This window comes from Janibacter sp. YB324, assembly GCF_014217915.1.
Lineage (GTDB): Bacteria > Actinomycetota > Actinomycetes > Actinomycetales > Dermatophilaceae > Janibacter > Janibacter indicus.
Genome location: NZ_CP060120.1, coordinates 686,905 through 705,961, shown reverse-complemented (window position 1 = coordinate 705,961; position 19,057 = coordinate 686,905). Strand labels below are relative to the sequence as shown.

Annotated in this window: 21 protein-coding genes and 1 pseudogene; 8 read left to right on the top strand and 14 right to left on the bottom strand. The window is 71.5% G+C overall.

The genetic code is table 11. From position 1 onward, the window contains the following. Positions 1 to 11 precede the first annotated feature (11 nt). The 5 genes from H7A72_RS03545 to H7A72_RS03525 all read right to left on the bottom strand — a co-directional run bounded on the left by H7A72_RS03545 (position 12) and on the right by H7A72_RS03525 (position 4,959). A complete protein-coding gene (locus tag H7A72_RS03545; RefSeq protein ID WP_185221648.1) occupies positions 12 to 599 on the bottom strand; it encodes a general stress protein in 588 nt (195 codons plus the stop codon). A 140-nt stretch (positions 600 to 739) separates the two neighbouring features. Next, the gene (locus H7A72_RS03540) at positions 740 to 1,942 is read right to left on the bottom strand and encodes an acyl-CoA dehydrogenase family protein (protein ID WP_185221647.1); all 1,203 of its coding nucleotides are present in this window, start codon (positions 1,940 to 1,942) and stop codon (positions 740 to 742) included. A gap of 249 nt (positions 1,943 to 2,191) precedes the next feature. Beyond that, the gene (locus tag H7A72_RS03535; RefSeq protein ID WP_185221646.1) at positions 2,192 to 2,896 is read right to left on the bottom strand and encodes a L,D-transpeptidase family protein; all 705 of its coding nucleotides are present in this window, start codon (positions 2,894 to 2,896) and stop codon (positions 2,192 to 2,194) included. 119 nt (positions 2,897 to 3,015) lie between these two features. Next, positions 3,016 to 3,885 carry a CoA ester lyase gene (locus H7A72_RS03530; RefSeq protein WP_185221645.1) on the bottom strand — a complete coding sequence of 290 codons (870 nt, stop codon included), beginning with the start codon at positions 3,883 to 3,885 and terminating at the stop codon, positions 3,016 to 3,018. Between the two features lie 3 nt (positions 3,886 to 3,888). Continuing rightward, positions 3,889 to 4,959, bottom strand: coding sequence for a CoA ester lyase (locus H7A72_RS03525; RefSeq protein WP_185221644.1), 1,071 nt, complete (start codon positions 4,957 to 4,959; stop codon positions 3,889 to 3,891). A gap of 113 nt (positions 4,960 to 5,072) precedes the next feature. On the opposite strand from H7A72_RS03525, the gene H7A72_RS03520 reads away from it, so the two are divergent. The 4 genes from H7A72_RS03520 to H7A72_RS03505 all read left to right on the top strand — a co-directional run bounded on the left by H7A72_RS03520 (position 5,073) and on the right by H7A72_RS03505 (position 8,703). Next, entirely contained in the window at positions 5,073 to 5,585 is a 513-nt protein-coding gene (locus H7A72_RS03520; RefSeq protein ID WP_185221643.1) for a hypothetical protein, read from the top strand. Positions 5,586 to 5,621: 36 nt separating this feature from the next. Next, positions 5,622 to 6,896, top strand: a complete 1,275-nt coding sequence (locus H7A72_RS03515; RefSeq protein WP_072623881.1) for a magnesium transporter MgtE N-terminal domain-containing protein — start codon at positions 5,622 to 5,624, stop codon at positions 6,894 to 6,896. Beyond that, entirely contained in the window at positions 6,889 to 7,449 is a 561-nt protein-coding gene (locus tag H7A72_RS03510; RefSeq protein ID WP_185221642.1) for a DUF1003 domain-containing protein, read from the top strand. Before H7A72_RS03515 ends, H7A72_RS03510 begins: the two co-directional genes overlap by 8 nt. Positions 7,450 to 7,557: 108 nt before the next feature. Then, on the top strand, positions 7,558 to 8,703 hold the full coding sequence (locus H7A72_RS03505) for an Mrp/NBP35 family ATP-binding protein (RefSeq protein WP_185221641.1): 1,146 nt from the start codon (positions 7,558 to 7,560) through the stop codon (positions 8,701 to 8,703). Positions 8,704 to 8,817: 114 nt separating this feature from the next. Here H7A72_RS03505 and H7A72_RS03500 read toward each other — a convergent pair whose 3' ends face one another. From H7A72_RS03500 to sigE, 3 genes and pseudogenes are all read right to left on the bottom strand, one after another. Next, positions 8,818 to 9,201 carry a hypothetical protein gene (locus H7A72_RS03500; RefSeq protein ID WP_072623878.1) on the bottom strand — a complete coding sequence of 128 codons (384 nt, stop codon included), beginning with the start codon at positions 9,199 to 9,201 and terminating at the stop codon, positions 8,818 to 8,820. 2 nt (positions 9,202 to 9,203) lie between these two features. Then, positions 9,204 to 10,502 (bottom strand): S1C family serine protease, encoded by a 1,299-nt coding sequence (locus H7A72_RS03495; RefSeq protein WP_223277768.1) that lies wholly within the window; start codon positions 10,500 to 10,502, stop codon positions 9,204 to 9,206. A 103-nt stretch (positions 10,503 to 10,605) separates the two neighbouring features. Next, positions 10,606 to 11,233, bottom strand: a pseudogene (gene sigE, locus H7A72_RS03490) (RNA polymerase sigma factor SigE). 68 nt (positions 11,234 to 11,301) lie between these two features. Between sigE and H7A72_RS03485 the strand changes: the two are divergent. Continuing rightward, complete coding sequence (locus tag H7A72_RS03485; RefSeq protein WP_072623875.1) at positions 11,302 to 11,934, top strand: O-methyltransferase; 633 nt, start codon at positions 11,302 to 11,304, stop codon at positions 11,932 to 11,934. Positions 11,935 to 11,955: 21 nt separating this feature from the next. Here H7A72_RS03485 and H7A72_RS03480 read toward each other — a convergent pair whose 3' ends face one another. The 6 genes from H7A72_RS03480 to dapE all read right to left on the bottom strand — a co-directional run bounded on the left by H7A72_RS03480 (position 11,956) and on the right by dapE (position 16,142). Next, entirely contained in the window at positions 11,956 to 12,312 is a 357-nt protein-coding gene (locus H7A72_RS03480) for a hypothetical protein (protein WP_084450093.1), read from the bottom strand. Between the two features lie 151 nt (positions 12,313 to 12,463). Further along, positions 12,464 to 12,640, bottom strand: a complete 177-nt coding sequence (locus H7A72_RS03475) for a DUF3117 domain-containing protein (RefSeq protein WP_007923758.1) — start codon at positions 12,638 to 12,640, stop codon at positions 12,464 to 12,466. Positions 12,641 to 12,754: 114 nt separating this feature from the next. Continuing rightward, positions 12,755 to 13,993 carry a hypothetical protein gene (locus H7A72_RS03470; RefSeq protein WP_185221640.1) on the bottom strand — a complete coding sequence of 413 codons (1,239 nt, stop codon included), beginning with the start codon at positions 13,991 to 13,993 and terminating at the stop codon, positions 12,755 to 12,757. Then, a complete protein-coding gene (locus H7A72_RS03465; RefSeq protein WP_223277767.1) occupies positions 13,971 to 14,270 on the bottom strand; it encodes a DivIVA domain-containing protein in 300 nt (99 codons plus the stop codon). Before H7A72_RS03465 ends, H7A72_RS03470 begins: the two co-directional genes overlap by 23 nt. A 2-nt stretch (positions 14,271 to 14,272) precedes the next feature. After that, on the bottom strand, positions 14,273 to 15,055 hold the full coding sequence (locus H7A72_RS03460) for a TIGR00730 family Rossman fold protein (RefSeq protein WP_185221639.1): 783 nt from the start codon (positions 15,053 to 15,055) through the stop codon (positions 14,273 to 14,275). A 10-nt stretch (positions 15,056 to 15,065) separates the two neighbouring features. Then, positions 15,066 to 16,142: a succinyl-diaminopimelate desuccinylase gene (gene dapE, locus H7A72_RS03455; RefSeq protein ID WP_185221638.1), complete on the bottom strand. Its 1,077-nt coding sequence runs from the start codon at positions 16,140 to 16,142 to the stop codon at positions 15,066 to 15,068. A gap of 453 nt (positions 16,143 to 16,595) precedes the next feature. Here dapE and H7A72_RS03450 point away from each other — a divergent pair, with 453 nt between their 5' ends. Genes H7A72_RS03450 through H7A72_RS03440 form a run of 3 tightly spaced genes read left to right on the top strand, consistent with a single transcriptional unit; the run spans position 16,596 to position 19,056 of the window. After that, positions 16,596 to 17,225 carry a helix-turn-helix domain-containing protein gene (locus H7A72_RS03450; RefSeq protein ID WP_185221637.1) on the top strand — a complete coding sequence of 210 codons (630 nt, stop codon included), beginning with the start codon at positions 16,596 to 16,598 and terminating at the stop codon, positions 17,223 to 17,225. Between the two features lie 21 nt (positions 17,226 to 17,246). After that, the gene (gene dapD, locus H7A72_RS03445) at positions 17,247 to 18,179 is read left to right on the top strand and encodes a 2,3,4,5-tetrahydropyridine-2,6-dicarboxylate N-succinyltransferase (protein WP_072623869.1); all 933 of its coding nucleotides are present in this window, start codon (positions 17,247 to 17,249) and stop codon (positions 18,177 to 18,179) included. A gap of 1 nt (position 18,180) precedes the next feature. After that, positions 18,181 to 19,056 carry a hypothetical protein gene (locus tag H7A72_RS03440; RefSeq protein ID WP_185221636.1) on the top strand — a complete coding sequence of 292 codons (876 nt, stop codon included), beginning with the start codon at positions 18,181 to 18,183 and terminating at the stop codon, positions 19,054 to 19,056. Position 19,057 lies beyond the last annotated feature (1 nt).

Here is a 19,057-nt window from a genome sequence, read left to right as displayed (position 1 = left end):
AAGGGGCGGACTCAGCCCTGCTGGCCGTGCTCGGCCTCGCGGCGCATCCGCTCACCCTCGGCCCGTGCCGCTGCCTGATTGCGGGCCAGCTGCTCCCGGGCCGCGCGCGTCGGGTCGAGCTCGTGGAGCAGCTCACGCGCGCGGGCGGCGTGCTTGTGCTCGGTGAGCACCTCGTAACGCGACGCGACGACCTGGCTGACCGAGGTGAAGTCGCGCTGGCCGCCGGTGGAGCGGTAGCCGAGCCAGGCCCACACCGCACCGAAGAGCGCGCCCATCGCCATCGTCGAGGCCAGCCGCACGAGCAGGCCCTCGCTGCCCTCGAACATCGCGAAGATCAGGCCGACGAAGACACCGATCCAGATGCCGGAGAGCAGTCCACCGAGGACGACCTTGCCGCTCGTCAGCCGCCCGCGGACCCGCTCGACCTGCTTGAGATCGGTGCCGACGATCATGACGTCCTGGACCGGGAACTCCTTGTCGGCGAGGAAGTCCACCGTGTGCTGAGCCTCGGCATAGCTGTCGTAGATCGCCAACGACATCGGGTACTCCAGACGCAGGAACTGCTGCATGTGGGCGGCCATACCGGGCTGGGTGCTCATGGGTCCAGTATCCCACCCGGACCTGTGGGCCCGGTGTACGGGGCGGACGGGACGAAGGGGGCTGACCGTCACCTGCTTCGAGTGACGGCCAGCCCCCTTCGTCGGAGCGACGGGTGTCGGTGCCGGCACCGACCCGGACATCACCCCTTGAGCTGGTAGTCCTTGAGGATGCTCTTGCCGATGATCATCTTCTGGATCTCGGCGGTGCCCTCACCGATGAGCAGCATCGGGGCCTCTCGGTAGATCCGCTCGATCTCGTACTCCTTGGAGTAGCCGAAGCCACCGTGGATGCGGAAGGACTGGTTCACCACGTCGGCGCAGTACTCGGCCGCCATGTACTTCGCGATACCGGCCTCGAGGTCGTTGCGCTCGCCCTTGTCCTTCAGACGGGCGGCCTTGACCATCAGCTGGTGCGCGGCCTCGACCTTGCTCGCCATGTCGGCGATGCGGAAGAGGATCGCCTGGTGGTCGACGATCTTCTTGCCGAAGGTCTCGCGCTGCTGCGCGTACTGGACACCGAGCTCGAAGGCGCGCATCGCCAGGCCGCAGGCGCGGGAGGCGACGTTGACGCGGCCGACCTCGACGCCGTCCATCATCTGGTAGAAGCCCTTGCCCGGCTCGCCGCCGAGGATCTGGCCGGTCGTCGTCCGGTGGCCCTCAAGGATGAGCTCGGTCGTGTCGACGCCCTTGTAGCCCATCTTGTCGATCTTGCCGGGGACGGTGACGCCCTGGGCGGTCTCGCCGAAGCCCTCGGTCTTGTCGATGAGGAAGGTCGTCATGTTCTTGTGCGGGCTGTCGTGACCGAGGTCGGTCTTGACGAGCACCGCAACGAGGTTGGCGGAGGCGCCGTTGGTCAGCCACATCTTCTGGCCGGTGATCGTCCAGTCGTCGCTGTCGCCGTCGCGCACGGCCTTGGTCTTGATGCCGGCGACGTCGGAGCCGAGCCCCGGCTCGCTCATCGAGAAGGCGCCCCGGATCTCACCGGTGGCCATCTTCGGCAGGTAGTGCTGCTTCTGCTCCTCCGTGCCGTGCTTGAGGATCATGTAGGCCACGATGAAGTGGGTGTTGATGATGCCGGAGACCGGCATCCAGCCGCGGGCGATCTCCTCGACGCACAGCGCGTAGGTGAGCAGCGACTCGCCGAGCCCGCCGAACTCCTCGGGGATCATCAGGCCGAAGATCCCCATCTCCTTCATCTGGTCGACGATCTTCTGCGGGTACTCGTCCGCGTGCTCGAGCTCCTGCGCGACCGGGATGATCTGCTCGTCGACGAACTCCTTGACCAGGCCCAGCAGGTCGACCTGCTCCTCGGTCAGTCCGTCGGTCGTCTGCAGTCGGGACATGCGTCCACCTTTGCTCTCGTGGTTCAAGGATCCGGGTCAGTATCCCAGCGCGCCCCGCCGCCTGCCACAGAGTCTCAGGGTGTCCTCGGCCACGATCTAAGGCGGGTCATCAGAGACGGACGAAGGGAGATGTCAGCGCACATCACGCCGAAGTCAGGAACGACAACCTGCGGCAGCAGGCCATCGCAGGACTTGGGCGGGCGCTGACCTCTCCCTTCGCCCGTCGGTGGAAGGTCCCTGGTGGACCGGTCAGTAGACCTTGACGACGCGCCCGATGGGCGCGAGGTTCTTCCACCAGATGTAGTTGATCGCGCGGTTGCTCAGGCGGGCGCAGCCGTGCGACGCCGCATAGCCCGGGATCGACGGCGAGCCGTGGATCGCGATGCCGCCGTTGAAGTAGCGCGGACGCCACAGCTCCCCGAGGGGGGCATTGCGCATGCCGTTGATGGCGCGGTTGAAGCGGAAGGTGCCGCTCGGGGTCGTCGCGTAGAGGTAGCGACGCGAGGCGGACGACCAGTAGCGCTCGCCGTTGCCCGTGCTGGTGTTGAAGACCCACTGGGCCCAGCCCCAGCGGGCGACGATCTGCAGCTGACGGGTCTTGTCGATCTCGAAGGCCGACGTGGTGCGCGGGCGCGGGGTGCGGGGCTTGAAGATCGCCGACCACGTCTGCGGCCCGACGATGCCGTCGCGGCTCAGTCCGTGCGCCTTCTGCAGGGCCATGACGGCCTGCTGGGTGGTGTCGTCGAAGGTGCCGTTGGCCTGGCGCAGCCAGAAGTGGGCGTCGAGCAGACGCTTCTGCACGTTCTTGACCCACCAGCCGGTGTCGCCCTGACGCAGCTTGTCGGGCCGCGCGGCGCGGGCGTCCTCACCCGCGGTGACGACGAGCCCACCGGCGACGGCGGTCGCGGCGGCGCCGCGGAAGAGGTCGCGGCGGTCGAGAGAGATGGTGTCCATGGTGTCCCCCCTGGTGTGGATGCGCTGTACCCGTGCAGACGCCCGGACCGTCAGGTGGGTTGCGCGCTGGTGAGGAAAATATAGCGCGGCCCCCATCCACCCCGACCTCGAATACAGCGTCAGCCGCGGGCGGCGATCGCCTCGTGGGTCGCGAGCACGCGGCGCGCGATGTCGACGTGGAGGTTCTCGATCATCTTGCCGTTGTGGGTCACCACGCCCTTGCCGGCGCCGTCCTCCCAGGCCTGCAGGACCCCCTTCGCCTCCTCCACGGCCGCCTCGCTCGGGGCGAAGGTGGAGTTGCACACCTCGACCTGGCCGGGGTGGATGAGGGTCTTGCCGTCGAAGCCCATGTCGCGGCCCTGCTCGCACTCGGCCGTGAAGCCCTCGAGGTCCTTGACCGCGTTGTAGACGCCGTCGAGGACCGCGATGCCGGCCTCGCGCGCGGCGAGGAGCGCCCACGACAGCGAGGTGAGGAGCGGGGCGCGGCCGGGCACGTGGTCGGCCTGCAGCTCCTTGACCAGGTCGTTGGTGCCCATGACGAAGGTGACGAGCCGGTCGGACGCCTGCGCGATCTCGCGGATGTTGAAGATCGCGGCGGGCGTCTCGATCATCGCCCAGAGCTTGGTGTGCCCCGGCGCGCCGGCGGCCTCCATCGCCGCGACGAGCTGACGCACCTCGTCGGCGGTGTTGACCTTGGGCACGACGATGCCGTGCGGGCCCGCCTGCGAGGCGGCCGCGATGTCCTCGTCGTGCCACTGGGTGCCGATGCCGTTGACCCGGATCGTCAGCTCGCGCTCGCCGTACTCGCCGGAGCGCACCGCGGCGCACGCGGCCTCGCGGGCGGCGGGCTTGTCGTCGGGCCCGACGGCGTCCTCGAGGTCGAGGATCAGCGCGTCGACGGGCAGGGTCTTCGCCTTGTCCAGAGCACGGGCGTTGGAGCTCGGCATGTAGAGGACGGAGCGGCGGGGGGTGTAGCTGCTCTCGGTCATGGCTCAGGCCTCCGCGTAGAGCTTGGCGAGCTCGGGGTCGTTGGCGGACAGGCGCTCGGCGAGCTCGAGGATGACCATGCACTGCTTGTAGCTGGCGTCGTCCTCCATCTTGCCGTCGATCATCACGGCGCCACCGCCGCTCGGCATCGCGTCCCGCACCTCGCGGGCGTGGGCGACGTCCTCGGCGCTCGGGCTGAAGACCTTCTTGGCGATGTCGATCTGCACCGGGTGCAGGCTCCACGCCCCGACGCACCCGAGGAGGAAGGCATTGCGGAACTGGTCCTCGCAGGCCACGACGTCCTTGATGTCGCCGAAGGGGCCGTAGAAGGGGAAGATCCCGTGCATCGCACAGGCGTCGACCATGCGGGCGATCGTGTAGTGCCACAGATCCTGCTGGAAGATCGTGCGCTGGCCCTGGTAGTCGGGGGCACCGTCGGCGCCCTTCGTCGGGTCCTGACGCACGAGGTAGCCGGGGTGGCCGCCACCGACGCGGGTCGTCTTCATCCGACGGTCGGCAGCCAGGTCGGCCGGGCCGAGCGAGATGCCCTGCATGCGCGGGCTCGCACCCGCGATGGCCTCGACGTTGGCCATGCCGCGGGCGGTCTCGAGGATCGCGTGGACCATGATCGGGCGCTGCACGCCCCCCTTGGCCTCGAGCTGCGCGAGGAGGCGGTCGACGTAGTGGATGTCCTCGGGGCCCTGCACCTTGGGCACCATGACGACGTCGAGCTTGTCGCCGATCTCGGTGACGAGGGTCGTCAGGTCGTCGAGGACCCACGGGCTGTCGAGGGCGTTGACCCGGGTCCACAGCTGGGTGTGCTCGCCGAAGTCGACGTCCTTGGCGATCTGCACCAGGCCCTCACGCGCGGCCTCCTTCTTGTCCGCCACGACGGCGTCCTCGAGGTTGCCCAGGAGCACGTCGGCGACGCCGACCATGTCGGGGACCTTGGCGGCCATCTTGGGGTTGCTCGGGTCGAAGAAGTGGATCATCCGGCTGGGACGCGCCGGCACCTCGCGGGCCGGGGCAGGCGCCCCGACGGCGAGTGGGGCGAAGAAGTCCTTGGCACTGCGCATGTGTGGCTCGAGTCCTCTCGGGTGAGCGAAGGGGGGTTCTCGCGCAACCTAGCAAGGCGCCCGGGCGGGCCGATATGACGACCGACACCCGGGCACGCACCTAGGCTGCGGCCATGAGCGAGGTCAACCTCTCCGCCCTGACGACCGAGGCGCTGTCGAAGTCCGACGTGCTGTGGCTGCGCGCGGGCGGGCGCGAGCGGCTCACGTGGTTCGCCACGGGCGAGGACCAGCTCGCCGGTCAGGTACTCCTCGTCTCCGGCGGCCCCGAGGCCGACCTCGGGCCCCTCCCCGAGCAGGTCGAGCTCGTCCTGCGCAGCAAGGGCGACGGTGGCCGGCTGCTCACCCTGCGCGCCCGGGCGCAGTCGATCGCCGTCGGCAACCCGTGGTGGGAGCCTGCCGCCGCTGCGCTGCTCGCGGAGCGGCTCAACGCGCCCGGCGACCTCGTCGACCGCTGGCGCGAGAGCGCCACGCTCTGGCTCCTCTCCCCCTTCGGCACACCGGTGCAGGCCCCCGGCAGCCCCGGTCCCGAGGGCGGGGCGCGCGTCGCGGAGCGGACCACCGCCGGCGCCGCCGCCACCCGGGTGCGCCGCCCGTGGCACCTCGGCGGGCGCGGCGCCCGAGGCTGACCGGGACGCTCGCCGCCCGCGGTTACGCTGTCAGGCGTGAGTGCTCCCACCCGGTTCTTCGTCGCCCGCCTGGCGAGCCTCAACGTCTTCGACCCGCTCGGCGACCAGGTCGGCCGGGTCCGCGACGTCGTGGTCACCTTCTCCCCCGCCCGCCGCCCGCGGGTCATCGGCCTGGTCGTCGAGGTCCCCGGCCGGCGGCGCGTCTTCGTGCCGATGACGCGGGTGACCTCGGTCGAGGGCGGCCAGGTCATCACGACCGGCCTGGTCAACATGCGCCGCTTCGAGCAGCGGGCCACCGAGACGCTCGTCCTGGCCGACCTGCTCGAGCGGCCGGTCACCGTCCGCACCGACGACGGCGAGGTCGAGGCCACCGTCGAGGACATCGGCGTCGAGCAGTCCGCCAACCGCAGCTGGTTCGTCACCAAGGTCTTCGTCCGAGGTGGGCGCCAGTCCCGCCGTGGCCTCCTCGTGCGGCGAAGGGGGGAGACCTTCACCGTGCCGGTGGAGGACGTCACCGGTTTGTCGGCCTCGGTGAGCGCCGCCCAGCACTCCGCCGTCAAGCTGCTCGAGTCGGTCGAGGACCTCAAGGTCGCCGACCTCGCCGAGGTCGTCGCCGACCTGGCCCCCGAGCGTCGCGAGGCCGTCATCGCCGCCCTCGACAACGACCGTCTGGCCGACATCCTCCAGGAGCTCGGCGACGACGACCAAGGCGAGATCCTCGGCCTGCTCACCCAGAGCCGGGCCGCCGACGTCCTCGAGGCGATGGACCCCGACGACGCGGCCGACCTGCTCTCGGTTCTGCCGCCCGAGCGGGCCGAGACGCTGCTGCAGCTGATGAAGCCCGACGACGCCGAGCCGCTGCGCCGACTGCTCAGCTACGACGAGAACACCGCTGGTGGTCTCATGACGACCGACCCGGTCGTCCTGGCCCCCGAGGACACCGTCGCCGAGGCCCTGGCCATCGTGCGGCGTGAGGAGATCACCGCGGCCCTGGCCGCCACCGCCTACGTGTGCCGCCCACCCCTGGAGACCCCGACGGGCAAGTACCTCGGGATGATCCACATCCAGCGTCTGCTGCGCGAGCCCCCGCACGAGAGCATCGGTCGCTACCTCGACAAGGCGATCGACCCCCTTCGCCCCGAGGCACCGCTCGGCCAGGTGACCCGCACGCTCGCGACCTACAACCTCATCTCGGCGCCCGTCGTCGACGAGGCCGAGCACCTGCTGGGCGTGGTCACGGTCGACGACGTGCTCGACCACATCCTCCCGGACGACTGGCGCGAGGAGCGCCACGAGGTGACCGATGAGTGAGCGCCGCACGACCACGACCCGCGTGGACACCCCGCAGGAGGTGCGGCGTCAGCTGATCCGCAAGCCCTCCAGCTTCTCGACGGAGACCTTCGGGGTCATCTCCGAGAAGTTCGCCCGCTTCATGGGCACTCCGCGGTTCCTCATCTGGATGTCGCTCTTCGTCGTCATCTGGCTGGCGTGGAACACCTTCGCCCCCGAGGCGGCGCAGTTCGACCCGCGGGCGCTCAACTACACCCTGCTCACGCTCATCCTCTCCCTGCAGGCCTCCTACGCCGCCCCGCTGATCCTCCTCGCGCAGAACCGGCAGGACGACCGTGACCGCGTCGCCCTGGAGCAGGACCGCGTGCAGGCCGAGCGGGCCCTCGCCGACACCGAGTACCTCACCCGCGAGGTCGCCGCCCTGCGCATCGCCCTGCGCGACGCCGCGACCCGTGACTTCATCCGCAGCGAGCTGCGTGACCTGCTCGAGGAGCTGGAGACCAAGGGGCTCGAGGTGCGCCAGCGCGAGGAGCCCGGCGACGACGTCGCCGAGCCCAAGCCGCTCTCTCCCTGACCCGCTCCCGAAGACACTGCCCCGCCTCCTCGACGGGAGCGACGGCAGAGGCGGCTGCCTCGACGGGTGCGGCGCGGGCCACACTCCCGGGCGATCTACGATGGGGCAATGGCTTCTTCGCACCCCACGATCACCGATGAGCAGCTGCGCGAGGCGCTGAGCACGGTCATCGACCCCGAGATCCGTCGTCCGATCACCGAGCTCGGCATGGTCGAGACCGCCGCGGTCGACTCCGACGGCCTCGCCACGGCGACCATCCTGCTCACCGTCTCCGGGTGCCCGATGAAGGACACGCTGACGACCGACACGACCAAGGCGCTGGCGGCGATCGAGGGTGTCACCGACGTCAAGGTGACCCTCGGCGTGATGACGGACGAGCAGCGCGCCGAGCTCAAGACGCACCTGCGTGGTGGCCAGGCGGAGAAGGAGATCCCCTTCGCCAAGCCCGGCTCGCTCACCCGCGTCTACGCCATCGCCTCGGGCAAGGGCGGCGTCGGCAAGTCCTCGATCACCGCCAACCTCGCCGCGGCCCTGGCCGCCGAGGGCCTCAAGGTCGGTGTCGTCGACGCCGACATCTACGGCTTCTCCATCCCGCGCATGCTCGGCGTGACGCACCCGCCGACCCAGGTCGACGACATGATCCTGCCGCCGATCGCCTCGGACGTGAAGGTCATCTCGATCGGCATGTTCGTCCCCGGCAACCAGCCGGTCGTCTGGCGCGGCCCGATGCTCCACCGCGCGCTCCAGCAGTTCCTCGGCGACGTCTTCTGGGGCGACCTCGACGTGCTGCTGCTCGACCTGCCCCCGGGCACCGGTGACATCGCGATCTCCATCGCCCAGCTGATCCCCAACAGCGAGATCCTCGTCGTGACCACTCCGCAGCAGGCCGCGGCCGAGGTCGCCGAGCGGGCCGGGTCGATCGCCATGCAGACCCACCAGCGGCTCGTCGGCGTCATCGAGAACATGTCGTGGCTCGAGCTGCCCGACGGCTCGCGCCAGGAGCTCTTCGGCTCCGGTGGCGGTCAGACCGTCGCCGACTCGCTGAGCCGCACCGTCGGCGCCGACGTCCCGCTGCTCGGGCAGATCCCGCTCGACGTCTCGCTGCGCGAGGGCTCCGACCACGGGGACCCGGCCGTGATCTCCAACCCCGACGGCCCCGCCGCCGTCGCCCTGCGCGGCATCGCCCGCGGCCTGGCGACCCGCTCGCGTGGCCTGGCCGGCCGCAGCCTCGGCCTCACGCCCACTGGTCGCTGACAGGGGTTGAGGTGGCACCGACCGGAGAGGCGGTCACGGGTACCTCCCACCCGCACCATGACGAAGGGGGGCGAGGAGATCACTCTCCTCGCCCCCCTTCGTCATGGTCAGGGCTCAGGTGGCCTCGCGGTCCCAGGGGGTCCCGGCGGGCACAGCCGAGACGGAGGACTCGGGCTCGGCCGCAGCGGTGCTCGCTCGCGACGCCGCGCTGCCCGCCGGCTTGTCGTCGATGCTGAAGGCGTCGTCGAGCGGCTCGAGCAGCGCCTGCTTGACGATCCGCCGCGGGTCGTACTGCCGGGGGTCGTACTGACGCCAGTCGAGGTCGTCGTACTCCGGCCCCATCTGCTCCTTGAGCTGGACCTTGGCGTCGTTGGCCATCCGCCGCGCCCTGACGACGAAGCGCGCCAGCTTGGCGGCGTACTCGGGCAGCTGCTTGGGACCCAGGATGATGAAGGCGAGGACGATGAGGACGAGGAACTCGGTCCCGTGGACGGGCATCGTCAGCTCTCCTCGGCCGCTTCGAGCGTCATGGTCAGCTCCTGCTCCTTGCCGTCACGCCGGATCGTCAGGGTGACCTTATCCCCCACCGCCTTGGCCCGGATGCGGGTGATCAGCTGGTCGAGGTCGGTGATGCGGCGTCCGTCGAGCTCGGTGATGACGTCGCCGGCCTCGATGCCGGCCTTGTCGGCCGGGCCGTCGGGGACCACCGCGCGGCCGCCCTGCGCGGCGTCGTCCTCGAGGACCTTGGCCCCCTCGCCGTCCCAGCGCCGGTCGAGGCTCACGCCGATGATCGGGTGCTGCGCGCGGCCGGTCGCGATGAGCTGGTCGACGGTGCGCACGACGACGTCCGACGGGATCGCGAAGCCCACCCCGATCGAGCCGCTCGCCTGCTGCTGACCGGGCACCTGCGCGATCGCGGTGTTGACGCCGATGACGTCGCCGTCGCCGTTGAGCAGGGGGCCGCCGGAGTTGCCGGGGTTGATCGCCGCGTCGGTCTGGACCGCGGAGATGAAGGACTCGTCGCCCGCCTCGCCGGCCGTCACCGGCCGCTCGAGCGCCGAGACGATGCCGGCGGTGACCGTCGAGCCGAGCCCGAGCGGGGAGCCGACGGCCACGACCTCGTCGCCGACGGCGACGTCACCGGAGCGGCCGATGTCGAGCGGGTCCAGGTCGGTCGGGTCGACCTTGAGCACGGCCAGGTCGTAGGAGGAGTCCTTGCCGACGACCGTGGCGTCGCGGCGGCTGCCGTCGGTGAGCTCGATGCTCACGCGACCGTCGTCGCCGGCGGCGTCGACGACGTGGTTGTTGGTGACGATGTGCCCACGGTCGTCGTAGACCCAGCCCGAGCCGGTGCCGGAGCCACCGCCACCGCTCACCCGGACGGTGACCACGCTGGGCACCGCGTCGGCGGCGATCGCGGCGACCGACCCGTCGGGCCGCTCGGCGCTGCCACCCTCGCGCTGGACGATCGTCGGGCCGCCCCCGTCGTCGTCCGCCAGGCCGCCGACGAGTCCGCCGACCCCGCCGGCGACGAGCGCGGCGACGAGGGCCAGCGCCAGCGCGCCGCCCCAGCCGGGACCGCGTCGGGGACGCTGGGGCTGCGGCGTGGTCAGGTGCTGCCCGGCCTGCTGCTGGGCCACCGGGTGGGCCGGGTGAGGCTGCGGGCTCGGGGTCTGCTGCCGGTCACCGCCCAGGCTGTCGAAGGGGAGGTAGGGGCTCCGCGGCATCGGCTGCGTGTGCGATGCGCCGGGCTGCTCGTCGACGCTCGCCGCCGCCCGCGGCTCGGGGGCGGCGGGCACCGGCGGAGTCGGCTCGGTGGGCGCGTCCTGCGGACGCGGCCCCCTCACCGTGGTGCGGAGAGCTCATGTCTGTAGATCATGCCTTGTCGCCGGGGCTGCCGACTCACAGGGTGCCGGTCACCGGACGAGCGAGCGGGAAGCCGGAACCGCCCCGCCGGCGGCTCTCGGTGCGGGTCGACGGGGACGGGGCGCGGTGGCTCAGGCTCTCGCGCAGCAGCGATCGCCCGCGGTGGATCCGCGAGCGGACGGTGCCGAGCTTGATGCCGAGGGCGTCCGCCACCTCCTCGTAGGTCAGCCCCTCGATGTCGCACAGGACGACCGCCGCGCGGAACTGCGGGGGCAGGGCGTCGAGGGCGCGTTGGATGTCGGCGTCGAGGTGGTGCTCGAGGACGACCTGCTCGGGCGTGGCGGTGCCGCTGTGCAGCAGCGCCGCGAACTCGTCGGTCAGCGCGTCGAAGCGGATGCGCTGCCTGCGTCGGGCCCTGTCGAGGAAGAGGTTGGTCGTGATGCGGTGCAGCCACCCCCTCGAAGGTGCCGGGGGTGTAGCCGTCGAGCGAGCGGAAGACGCGCACGAAGACGTCGTGGGTCAGGTCCTCGGCGTCGTGCACGTTGCCGGTGAGACGGTAGGCCAGCCGGTAGACGCGGGCACTGTGCTCCTCGACGATCTCGGCCCAGGTGGGCGGTGCCCACTCCTGCTCCGGAAGGTCTCGGGCGTCGGTGCTGCTGGTCACCCGACCATGCTCACCCCCCAACCTGAAGGAAGTCTGTGACGGCCCACTGCCGACTAGGGTGGACTCCCATGACCGCCGCCCAGCTCAACAGCCATGCCTACGCCGAGCAGTTCGTCCCCGAGGACGAGAGCTTCGAGGCCGCACGTCGCACCGGGACCGAGCTCGGGGCGGTGCCGATCGGTACGGGCGGAGGCGCCGCCCTTCGCCTGCTCGCCGCGGCCAGCGGGGCCCGGCACGTCGTCGAGGTGGGCACCGGCGCCGGCACCTCCGGCCTGTGGCTGCTCGCCGGGATGCCCGCCGACGGGGTGCTCACCTCGATCGAGATCGAGCCGGAGCACGCGCTGCGGGCCAAGCGCTCCTTCGCCGCCGCCGGCATCGCCCCCCAGCGCACCCGGGTCATCACCGGTCGCGCCGTCGACGTGCTGCCGCGGATGAACGACGCGTCCTACGACCTGGTCCACATCGACGCCGACAAGGAGGGCTACCCGACCTATGTCGAGCACGCTATCCGGCTGCTGCGCCCCGGCGGCGTCCTCGCGATGGACAACATGCTCTGGCACGACAAGGTGGCCGACCCCGCTGCGCGGGACGCGACGACCGTGCTGCTGCGCAACCTGGGCAAACAGCTGCGCGACGACGAGCGGCTCGTCCCGAGCCTGCTGCCGGTGGGCGACGGCATGTTCGCCGCCGTCAAGCGCTGATCCGGCCGGGGGCCGGGCGCGTCAGAGGCTGCCGGGCCCGGGGCCGCGGCGGAACTGCGCCGGCCCCTCGGCGATGGCGACGACCTCGAAGGGCGTGATCTCGATCGGCGCCGAGCCGATGATCCGCGAGCCGGCCGACTCGGTCGCACTCGAGGTGAACTCCTCGCAGAAGTCGTCCCGGTCCTTGGCGGCGTCGAAGACATAGGTGCCCTCGAACCACTCGCCCTCGCGCATCCGCCACGTCTTGAAGGCCAACCCGTCGAGGAACATGAAGTTGGCCATCGAGGTGCCGACGACGTACTCCCGCAGCTGCTCGGCGACGTCACCCGGCGCATCGGTCAGCGACCAGCGGACGGCGAGTCCGTATCCGGCGTTCATGTGGGTCCCCTCGTGGGCTCGGAGCCAAGTCGACATGGTCCGGGCACCGTAGCCAGTGAGTCCGGCGGCCGACAGGTGCGTGTCATCATCCGGGCGTCCACGCACGACGGAGCCCCCGGACGCAGTGCGTCCGGGGGCTCACGTACCGGCGTTACTTCTGCAGACCCTCGCAGTTGTCGATGGCCTCACCCAGGGCGAGGACCTCGTCGGGCTTCATCTCGACGACGAGACGCCCACCGCCCTCCAGGGGCATGCGCAGGACGATGCCGCGACCCTCCTTGACGACCTCGAGAGGACCATCCCCCGTGCGTGGCTTCATTGCCGCCATGTGCGTTCCCTTCGATCAACACCGACCGGTGCCTCACCGGTCGGGCGGCGCAGTCGCGCCGACGCTGGCCCCCATTATCCACCTGTGGAGCGCGCTCGGCCTAATCGCCGTGGGTCACGGCGGCGTGACGTGCCAGGGCACGTAGGGCAGCAGCGCGCACGACCACGTGAGCACCCCGATGACGAGGACGCCGAGCACGACGACGGCGCGGCGGCGCCAGTGCGGGACGACCCGACCGCCGGTCGAGGTGCGCATGACGACCGACGCCAGGAGGGCCGCGATCGGGAAGTCGAGCAGGAGGAAGCGCCACATGCTCGTGATCGGCCGCACCACCGCGAAGAGGTACAGCGGGTAGACCAGCGCCCACATGCGCACCTCGAGCGGGATCCAGCGTCCGTGCCGGCCGAGGACGAGCGCGATGTAGGTCCCGACGAGCGAGACCATGACGACGACGGCGAGCAGGCCGCGCTGCTCCCAGGCCCAGCTGAACCACAGGACGAAGGGCCCCTCGTCGGGGCGCTGCCCCCACGCCGCCTGCACCCGGAAGAAGGCGTCGGGCAGCCCGGAGAGCCAGCCGACGGTGAGCGGCCAGGCGATGCCCGACAGTCCGGTGGCGAGGAGCATGGTCGCGATCCGCAGCCGGTCGTGGCCGAAGGGGGTGACCCCCGCCTCGCGGTCATCGCGCCAACGCAGCCACAGGTGGGCGAGCACGGCCACGCCCAGCGGCGCCGCGACCCCGCGGGTGAAGCCGAGGAGCAGCGCGATGCCGGCCACCACGAGGTAGCGGCCGCGCATGAGCATGAGCAGTGCTGCGGCGATGAGGACGGCGGCCAGGGCCTCGGTGTAGGGCAGGACCATGACGCCGGTCGCCGGGTAGAAGCACCACAGGGCGGCGGCGACGAAGGCGAGCCGCTCCCGGGCGGGCTGGCTGTCGGCGTGACCGGGGAAACTCAGGACCTTCCACACGAGGAGCGTCGCGGCGGCGCCGAGGACGAGGTTGAGGGCCACCGCCGACGCGGTGAACCCGATGCCGGAGTACATGACCAGCCGGACGAGCGCCGGGAAGAGCGGGAAGAAGGCCCAGGCGCTGTAGGTGATCTCGCCGGTCTCGGGGTCGGCCGGCAGCGGGATCGGGTAGCCCCCGGTGACGATCCGGTGGTACCACTGCGTGTCCCACAGGCGGAACATGTCGGCCAGCCCCGGCTCGAGGTGCCCGACCCCCGCCGGCGTCTGGTACCAGCGGGCCGCGACCCACAGCCCCAGGACGGCGACGAGACGCGAGAGCGCGTAGATCACCAGGAGCGAGCGGACCGGGTGGGCCAGCGCTGCCTCAGTCGTGGTGCGCGCCGTCATCGGTGCGGGCCGCCTCGCGCGCCGACTCGAGCTCGGCGATGCGCTGCTGCAGCCGGTCGAGGACGTCGTCGACCTGGTCCATGCGGTAGCCGCGCAGCGCGGTGTCGAAGCGGACGGCGTCGACGTCCTCGGCCCGGAAGTCACCCGACGGCAGGCCCGGGTCGGGCGCGGACGAGACCGCCTCGGCCATCGGGTCCGGGGTGATCCGCCCGGTGACCGCCGCGGCGATGGCGACGACGACGAGCAGTGCGACGAGGACGAAGAAGATCCAGACCACGGCTACTCCGGCTGCTTGGCGGTCTCGGGCCGCACCCGCTCGGACTCCGCCTTGAGGTACTCGACGGCGTCGACGAGGTCGTCGGTGACGTAGAGGCGGTCGATGTCGGCGGGGCTGATCATGCCGCCCTCGAGCACCGAGCCCCGCAGCCAGTCGATGAGTCCCCGCCAGTAGTCGGTGCCGATGAGCACGATCGGGAAGCTCGTCACCTTGCCCGTCTGCGCGAGGGTGACCGCCTCGAAGACCTCGTCGAGGGTGCCGAAGCCGCCGGGGAGGACGACGAAGCCCTCGCTGTACTTGACGAACATCGTCTTGCGGGCGAAGAAGTAGCGGAAGTTGATGCCGAGGTCGCAGTAGGGGTTCAGGCCCGCCTCGAAGGGCAGCTCGATCCCGAGGCCGACGCTCGTGCCGCCGGCCTCCCTGGCCCCGCGGTTGGCCGCCTCCATGGCACCGGGACCGCCGCCGGTGATGACGGCGTAGCCGGCCTCGGCGACGAGGCGGCCGAGCTCGATGCCCTGCGCATAGCGGGGCGAGTCGGCGGGGGTGCGGGCGCTGCCGAAGATGCTCACGGCCGGTCCGAGCTCGGCGAGCGCACCGAAGCCCTCGACGAACTCGGCCTGGATCCGCAGCACCCGCCACGGGTCGGTGTGCAGCCAGTCGGCGTGGCCGCGGTCGTCGAGCAGTCGCTGGTCGGTCGTGGACTTGGGCACCTGGCGGCCGCGCATGAGGACCGGGCCCTTGTGGTACCAGCGGTCGGACGCCGGCTGCTTCCCCTGATCAGTCACGTCAGCGACCCTACGCGAGCCACCGGAGGACCGCGGCCTCCGCCGTCTCGATCTGCTCGACCGGGCAGCGCTCCTCGTCGTGGTGGGCGAGGTTGGGGTCGCCGGGGCCGAAGTTGACCGCCGGGATGCCCAGCGCGGAGAAACGAGCCACGTCGGTCCAGCCCTCCTTGGGGCCCACGGGCACGTCGAGGGCCGCGACGAAGGCCTGTGCCGCCGGCAGGTCGAGCCCCGGCCTGGCCCCCTCGGCGACGTCACGCAGGTGCAGCTCGCGGCCGGGCAGCACGGTCTGGACGTAGGCGAGCGCCGCCTCGGTGTCCTTGTCCGGGCTGAAGCGGTAGTTGATCAGGATGCTGCAGCTGTCGGGGATGACATTGCCGGCGATGCCGCCGCTGATGCCGACGGCCTGGAGCGCCTCGTGGTAGTCGAGCCCGTCGACCGTCACGGTCTGCTCCTCGTGGGCGGCCAGGGCGGCGAGGACCTCGTGGGCGTCGTGGATGGCGTTGTGGCCGTTCCACGGGCGGGCGGAGTGGGCGGCGATGCCCTTGGTGACCACCTCGACGCGCATCGTGCCCTTGCACCCGCCCTCGACGGCCGCGTTGGTCGGCTCGAGCAGGACCGCGAAGTCGGCCGCCAGCAGGTCGGGGTCGGACTCGGCGAGCAGCTGCAGGCCGTTGTAGACCGCGTCGACCTCCTCGGCCTCGTAGAAGAGGAAGGTGATGTCGCGGCTCGGCTCCTCGACCAGCGCCGCCTTGAGCTGGACGGCGACGCCACCCTTCATGTCGACGGTGCCTCGCCCCCAGAGCACGTCGACGCCGCCGACCTGCTCGCGCCGGGTCGGGAGGTTGGCCGGGTCGCTCGTGAGCGGCACCGTGTCGATGTGCCCCGCGAGGACCACCCGCTCGTCCCGTCCGAGGTCGGTGCGCGCGATGACGGTGTTGCCCCGCCGGATCACCTCGAGATGACGAAGGGGGCGCAGCGCCGCCTCGATCGCGTCGGCGATGGCCGCCTCGTCGTGGCTCACGGACTCGATGTCGCACAGCTGCTGGGTGAGGGTCACGACGTCGGCGGTCAGGTCCAAGGTCGGCATGCCGCCACCCTACGACCGCCCCTTCGCCACGGGACGAGGACCCGGCCCAGCCACCGGTGCCCCCTCGGCGGCCACCTACGCCGCTGACTCGTCCGATGAATCACGGCGCACGGCCCTCGGCCTCTGCCATCCCGTGCCCCTTGTCGGCCGACTACGCCGCTGACTCGTCCGGTGAATCACGGGTCCCGGGCGCGACGGCCGACGAATCGGCCGACGGGCGGGGCGACGCGTCGGGGAGCCCTGCCGCTCGATAAGTCAGTCGATGATTCATCGCACGAGTCAGGGCCGTAGGGCCGAGTCGACTCCCTCAGGACCTCACCGACACCCCCCTCGCCGGCCCGGGCGGCGCAGATAGCGGGAGCGCGTGTCCACACCCCCCGACGGAGTCGCCCCCGTCGTCCACATCTCCCGCCGGGCCGCGGCCGGAGCCCATCGCGCGGGCCACGATGCAGCATGGACGACGACCTCACGGCCCACGCAGACGGCATCACCGGGGACGACGGCGACCAGATCATCTGCCCGGTTCCGTGCGCCTGGTGCGACGAGCTGGGCGCCGGAGGATGCGAGGACTGCCTCGACTGCCTGCTGTGGCCAGAGCTCCCGCCGCCCAGGGTGCGGTTCTTCCCGGAGCTGCCCGGACCGACCTCCCGACTACCCACGGACGATCTGCAGCGGCGCCGCGCACAGTTGGGCATCGGGGACCGGATCGGTCTGGTGAGCCGCCGCCATCGACGGGTCAGGCAGCTGAGCCAGCGGGACCTCGCGGCCGACCTCGGCTGGAGCCAGCCGAGCATCAACCGCGCAGAACGGCACGGCGGCAGCCTGAGCGTCGACAAGGTCGAGACCCTGCTGCGGCACGCCGGCTTCCGCCTGGCGATCGTGCGGGACGACACCGACGTCGGGGACGCCGCGGGCGAGGACCTCGACACCGCGTGGGGCACGCCCGACCTCGTGGCGCGCGACGGCGCGGGCCGGCGATTGCCTCCCTTCGGGCTCATCACGTGGCGCGACGAGATCGACCGGAGGCTTGACGCCGGGGGCCGCGGGCACGAGACGGAGTGGACCTGGCGGCGGTCCGGCTGAGGGTTTCGTAGGATTCGGCCCATGACGACGACGCGCGCAGCCTGGGGCCACGGAGTGGCCACCGTGACGACCGAGGGCACGGTCCTCGACACCTGGTACCCGCAGCCCGCCCTCGGCGAGGCCCCCGAGGCGACCCAGGTCCCCGAGGAGCTGCTCGCGCTGGCCGGCGACGACGAGGCGCGCGGCGTGCGCACCGAGGTCGTCACCGTCGCCATCGACCTCGACGCCGCCCCAGAGGGCGCCTCCGACGCCTACCTGCGCCTGCACCTGCTCTCGCACCGGCTCGTCCAGCCCAACTCGATCAACCTCGACGGCCTCTTCGGCCAGCTGAGCAATGTCGTGTGGACCAACCACGGCCCGTGCGCGGTCGAGGGCTTCGAGACCACCCGCGCCCGGCTGCGCGCCCGCGGCCCGGTCCAGGTGACGAGCATCGACAAGTTCCCCCGCCTCACCGACTACGTGACCCCCTCCGGCGTGCGCATCGGCGACGCCGACCGGGTGCGCCTGGGCGCCCACCTCGCCTCCGGCACCACCGTCATGCACGAGGGCTTCGTCAACTTCAACGCCGGCACCCTCGGCACCTCGATGGTCGAGGGCCGGATCAGCCAGGGCGTCGTCGTCGGCGACGGCTCCGACATCGGCGGCGGCGCCTCCACGATGGGCACCCTCTCCGGCGGCGGCACCGAGCGGGTCTCCATCGGCGAGCGCTGCCTCGTCGGCGCCGAGGCCGGCGTCGGCATCGCCCTGGGCGACGACTGCGTCGTCGAGGCCGGCCTCTACGTCACCGCCGGCACCAAGGTCACGCTGCCCGACGGCGCCGTCGTCAAGGCCGCCGAGCTCTCCGGCCGCAGCGGCCTGCTCTTCGTGCGCAACTCCGTGACCGGCACCGTCGAGGCACGGGACCGCACCGGCCACGGCATCGCGCTCAACGACGCGCTGCACGCCAACGACTGACGTGCCCAGGGCCGAGCACCCACCGCTGCCCGACGGCTCCGGACCGCGCTGGTCCGGGGTCGTCGCGCTCGTGTGCGTGCTCGCGCTCGTCGTCGGGGTCGGCGCCTGGTACGCCCGCGACCGGATCGGCCTCTTCCTCGGTGAGCAGTGCAGCGCGACCGCCCTCGGCGAGACGGTCACCTTCGCGCCCGACCAGATGCACCACGCGAGCACGATCGTGCTCCTGGGGGTCAAGCGCGGCCTGCCCGCCCGCGCCGGCACGATCGGCATCGCCACGGCGATCCAGGAGTCGAAGCTGCGCAACCTCTCCTACGGCGACCGCGACTCCGTCGGCCTCTTCCAGCAGCGACCGAGCCAGGGTTGGGGCACCGCGGCCCAGCTGCAGGAGCCGGTCTACGCAACCAATGCCTTCTACGACGCCCTGGTCAAGGTCGACGGGTGGCAGCAGATGGTGATCACCGAGATCGCCCAGGAGGTCCAGCGCAGCGGCTACCCCGAGGCCTACGCCGACCACGAGCACGAGGGGCGGGCGATCGCCTCCGCCCTGAGCGGCCACTCCCCCGAAGGCTTCGTCTGCCGCCTCGACGACCCCACGGCCGCCGGCCGCCCCGACCGCTTCGTCGCCGCGCTCGACGAGGAGACCGGGCACTCCGGCACCGCCGACGGCCAGACCATCAGCATCACCGCCGCGGACTCCCGCCACGCGTGGGCGGTCGGCTCGTGGTCGGTCGGCCAGGCCAAGGCCCGCAACGTCGTGCGGGTGCAGGTCGGCGACCGCGAGTGGGTCCGTGGCTCCGGGGACGACGCGATGCAGTGGCGCGACGCCGACGAGCCGATCGAGGACACCCGCGTCGTCGTCACCCTCCACGACGGCTGAG

Excerpts from the sequence above, each read along its gene's own strand:
- H7A72_RS03545 (WP_185221648.1), bottom strand. The coding sequence starts at position 599 with ATGAGCACCCAGCCCGGTATGGCCGCCCACATGCAGCAGTTCCTGCGT.
- H7A72_RS03540 (WP_185221647.1), bottom strand. The coding sequence starts at position 1,942 with ATGTCCCGACTGCAGACGACCGACGGACTGACCGAGGAGCAGGTCGAC.
- H7A72_RS03535 (WP_185221646.1), bottom strand. The coding sequence starts at position 2,896 with ATGGACACCATCTCTCTCGACCGCCGCGACCTCTTCCGCGGCGCCGCC.
- H7A72_RS03530 (WP_185221645.1), bottom strand. The coding sequence starts at position 3,885 with ATGACCGAGAGCAGCTACACCCCCCGCCGCTCCGTCCTCTACATGCCG.
- H7A72_RS03525 (WP_185221644.1), bottom strand. The coding sequence starts at position 4,959 with ATGCGCAGTGCCAAGGACTTCTTCGCCCCACTCGCCGTCGGGGCGCCT.
- H7A72_RS03520 (WP_185221643.1), top strand. The coding sequence starts at position 5,073 with ATGAGCGAGGTCAACCTCTCCGCCCTGACGACCGAGGCGCTGTCGAAG.
- H7A72_RS03510 (WP_185221642.1), top strand. The coding sequence starts at position 6,889 with ATGAGTGAGCGCCGCACGACCACGACCCGCGTGGACACCCCGCAGGAG.
- H7A72_RS03505 (WP_185221641.1), top strand. The coding sequence starts at position 7,558 with ATGGCTTCTTCGCACCCCACGATCACCGATGAGCAGCTGCGCGAGGCG.
- H7A72_RS03500 (WP_072623878.1), bottom strand. The coding sequence starts at position 9,201 with ATGCCCGTCCACGGGACCGAGTTCCTCGTCCTCATCGTCCTCGCCTTC.
- H7A72_RS03485 (WP_072623875.1), top strand. The coding sequence starts at position 11,302 with ATGACCGCCGCCCAGCTCAACAGCCATGCCTACGCCGAGCAGTTCGTC.
- H7A72_RS03480 (WP_084450093.1), bottom strand. The coding sequence starts at position 12,312 with ATGAACGCCGGATACGGACTCGCCGTCCGCTGGTCGCTGACCGATGCG.
- H7A72_RS03475 (WP_007923758.1), bottom strand. The coding sequence starts at position 12,640 with ATGGCGGCAATGAAGCCACGCACGGGGGATGGTCCTCTCGAGGTCGTC.
- H7A72_RS03470 (WP_185221640.1), bottom strand. The coding sequence starts at position 13,993 with ATGACGGCGCGCACCACGACTGAGGCAGCGCTGGCCCACCCGGTCCGC.
- dapE (WP_185221638.1), bottom strand. The coding sequence starts at position 16,142 with ATGCCGACCTTGGACCTGACCGCCGACGTCGTGACCCTCACCCAGCAG.
- H7A72_RS03450 (WP_185221637.1), top strand. The coding sequence starts at position 16,596 with ATGGACGACGACCTCACGGCCCACGCAGACGGCATCACCGGGGACGAC.
- dapD (WP_072623869.1), top strand. The coding sequence starts at position 17,247 with ATGACGACGACGCGCGCAGCCTGGGGCCACGGAGTGGCCACCGTGACG.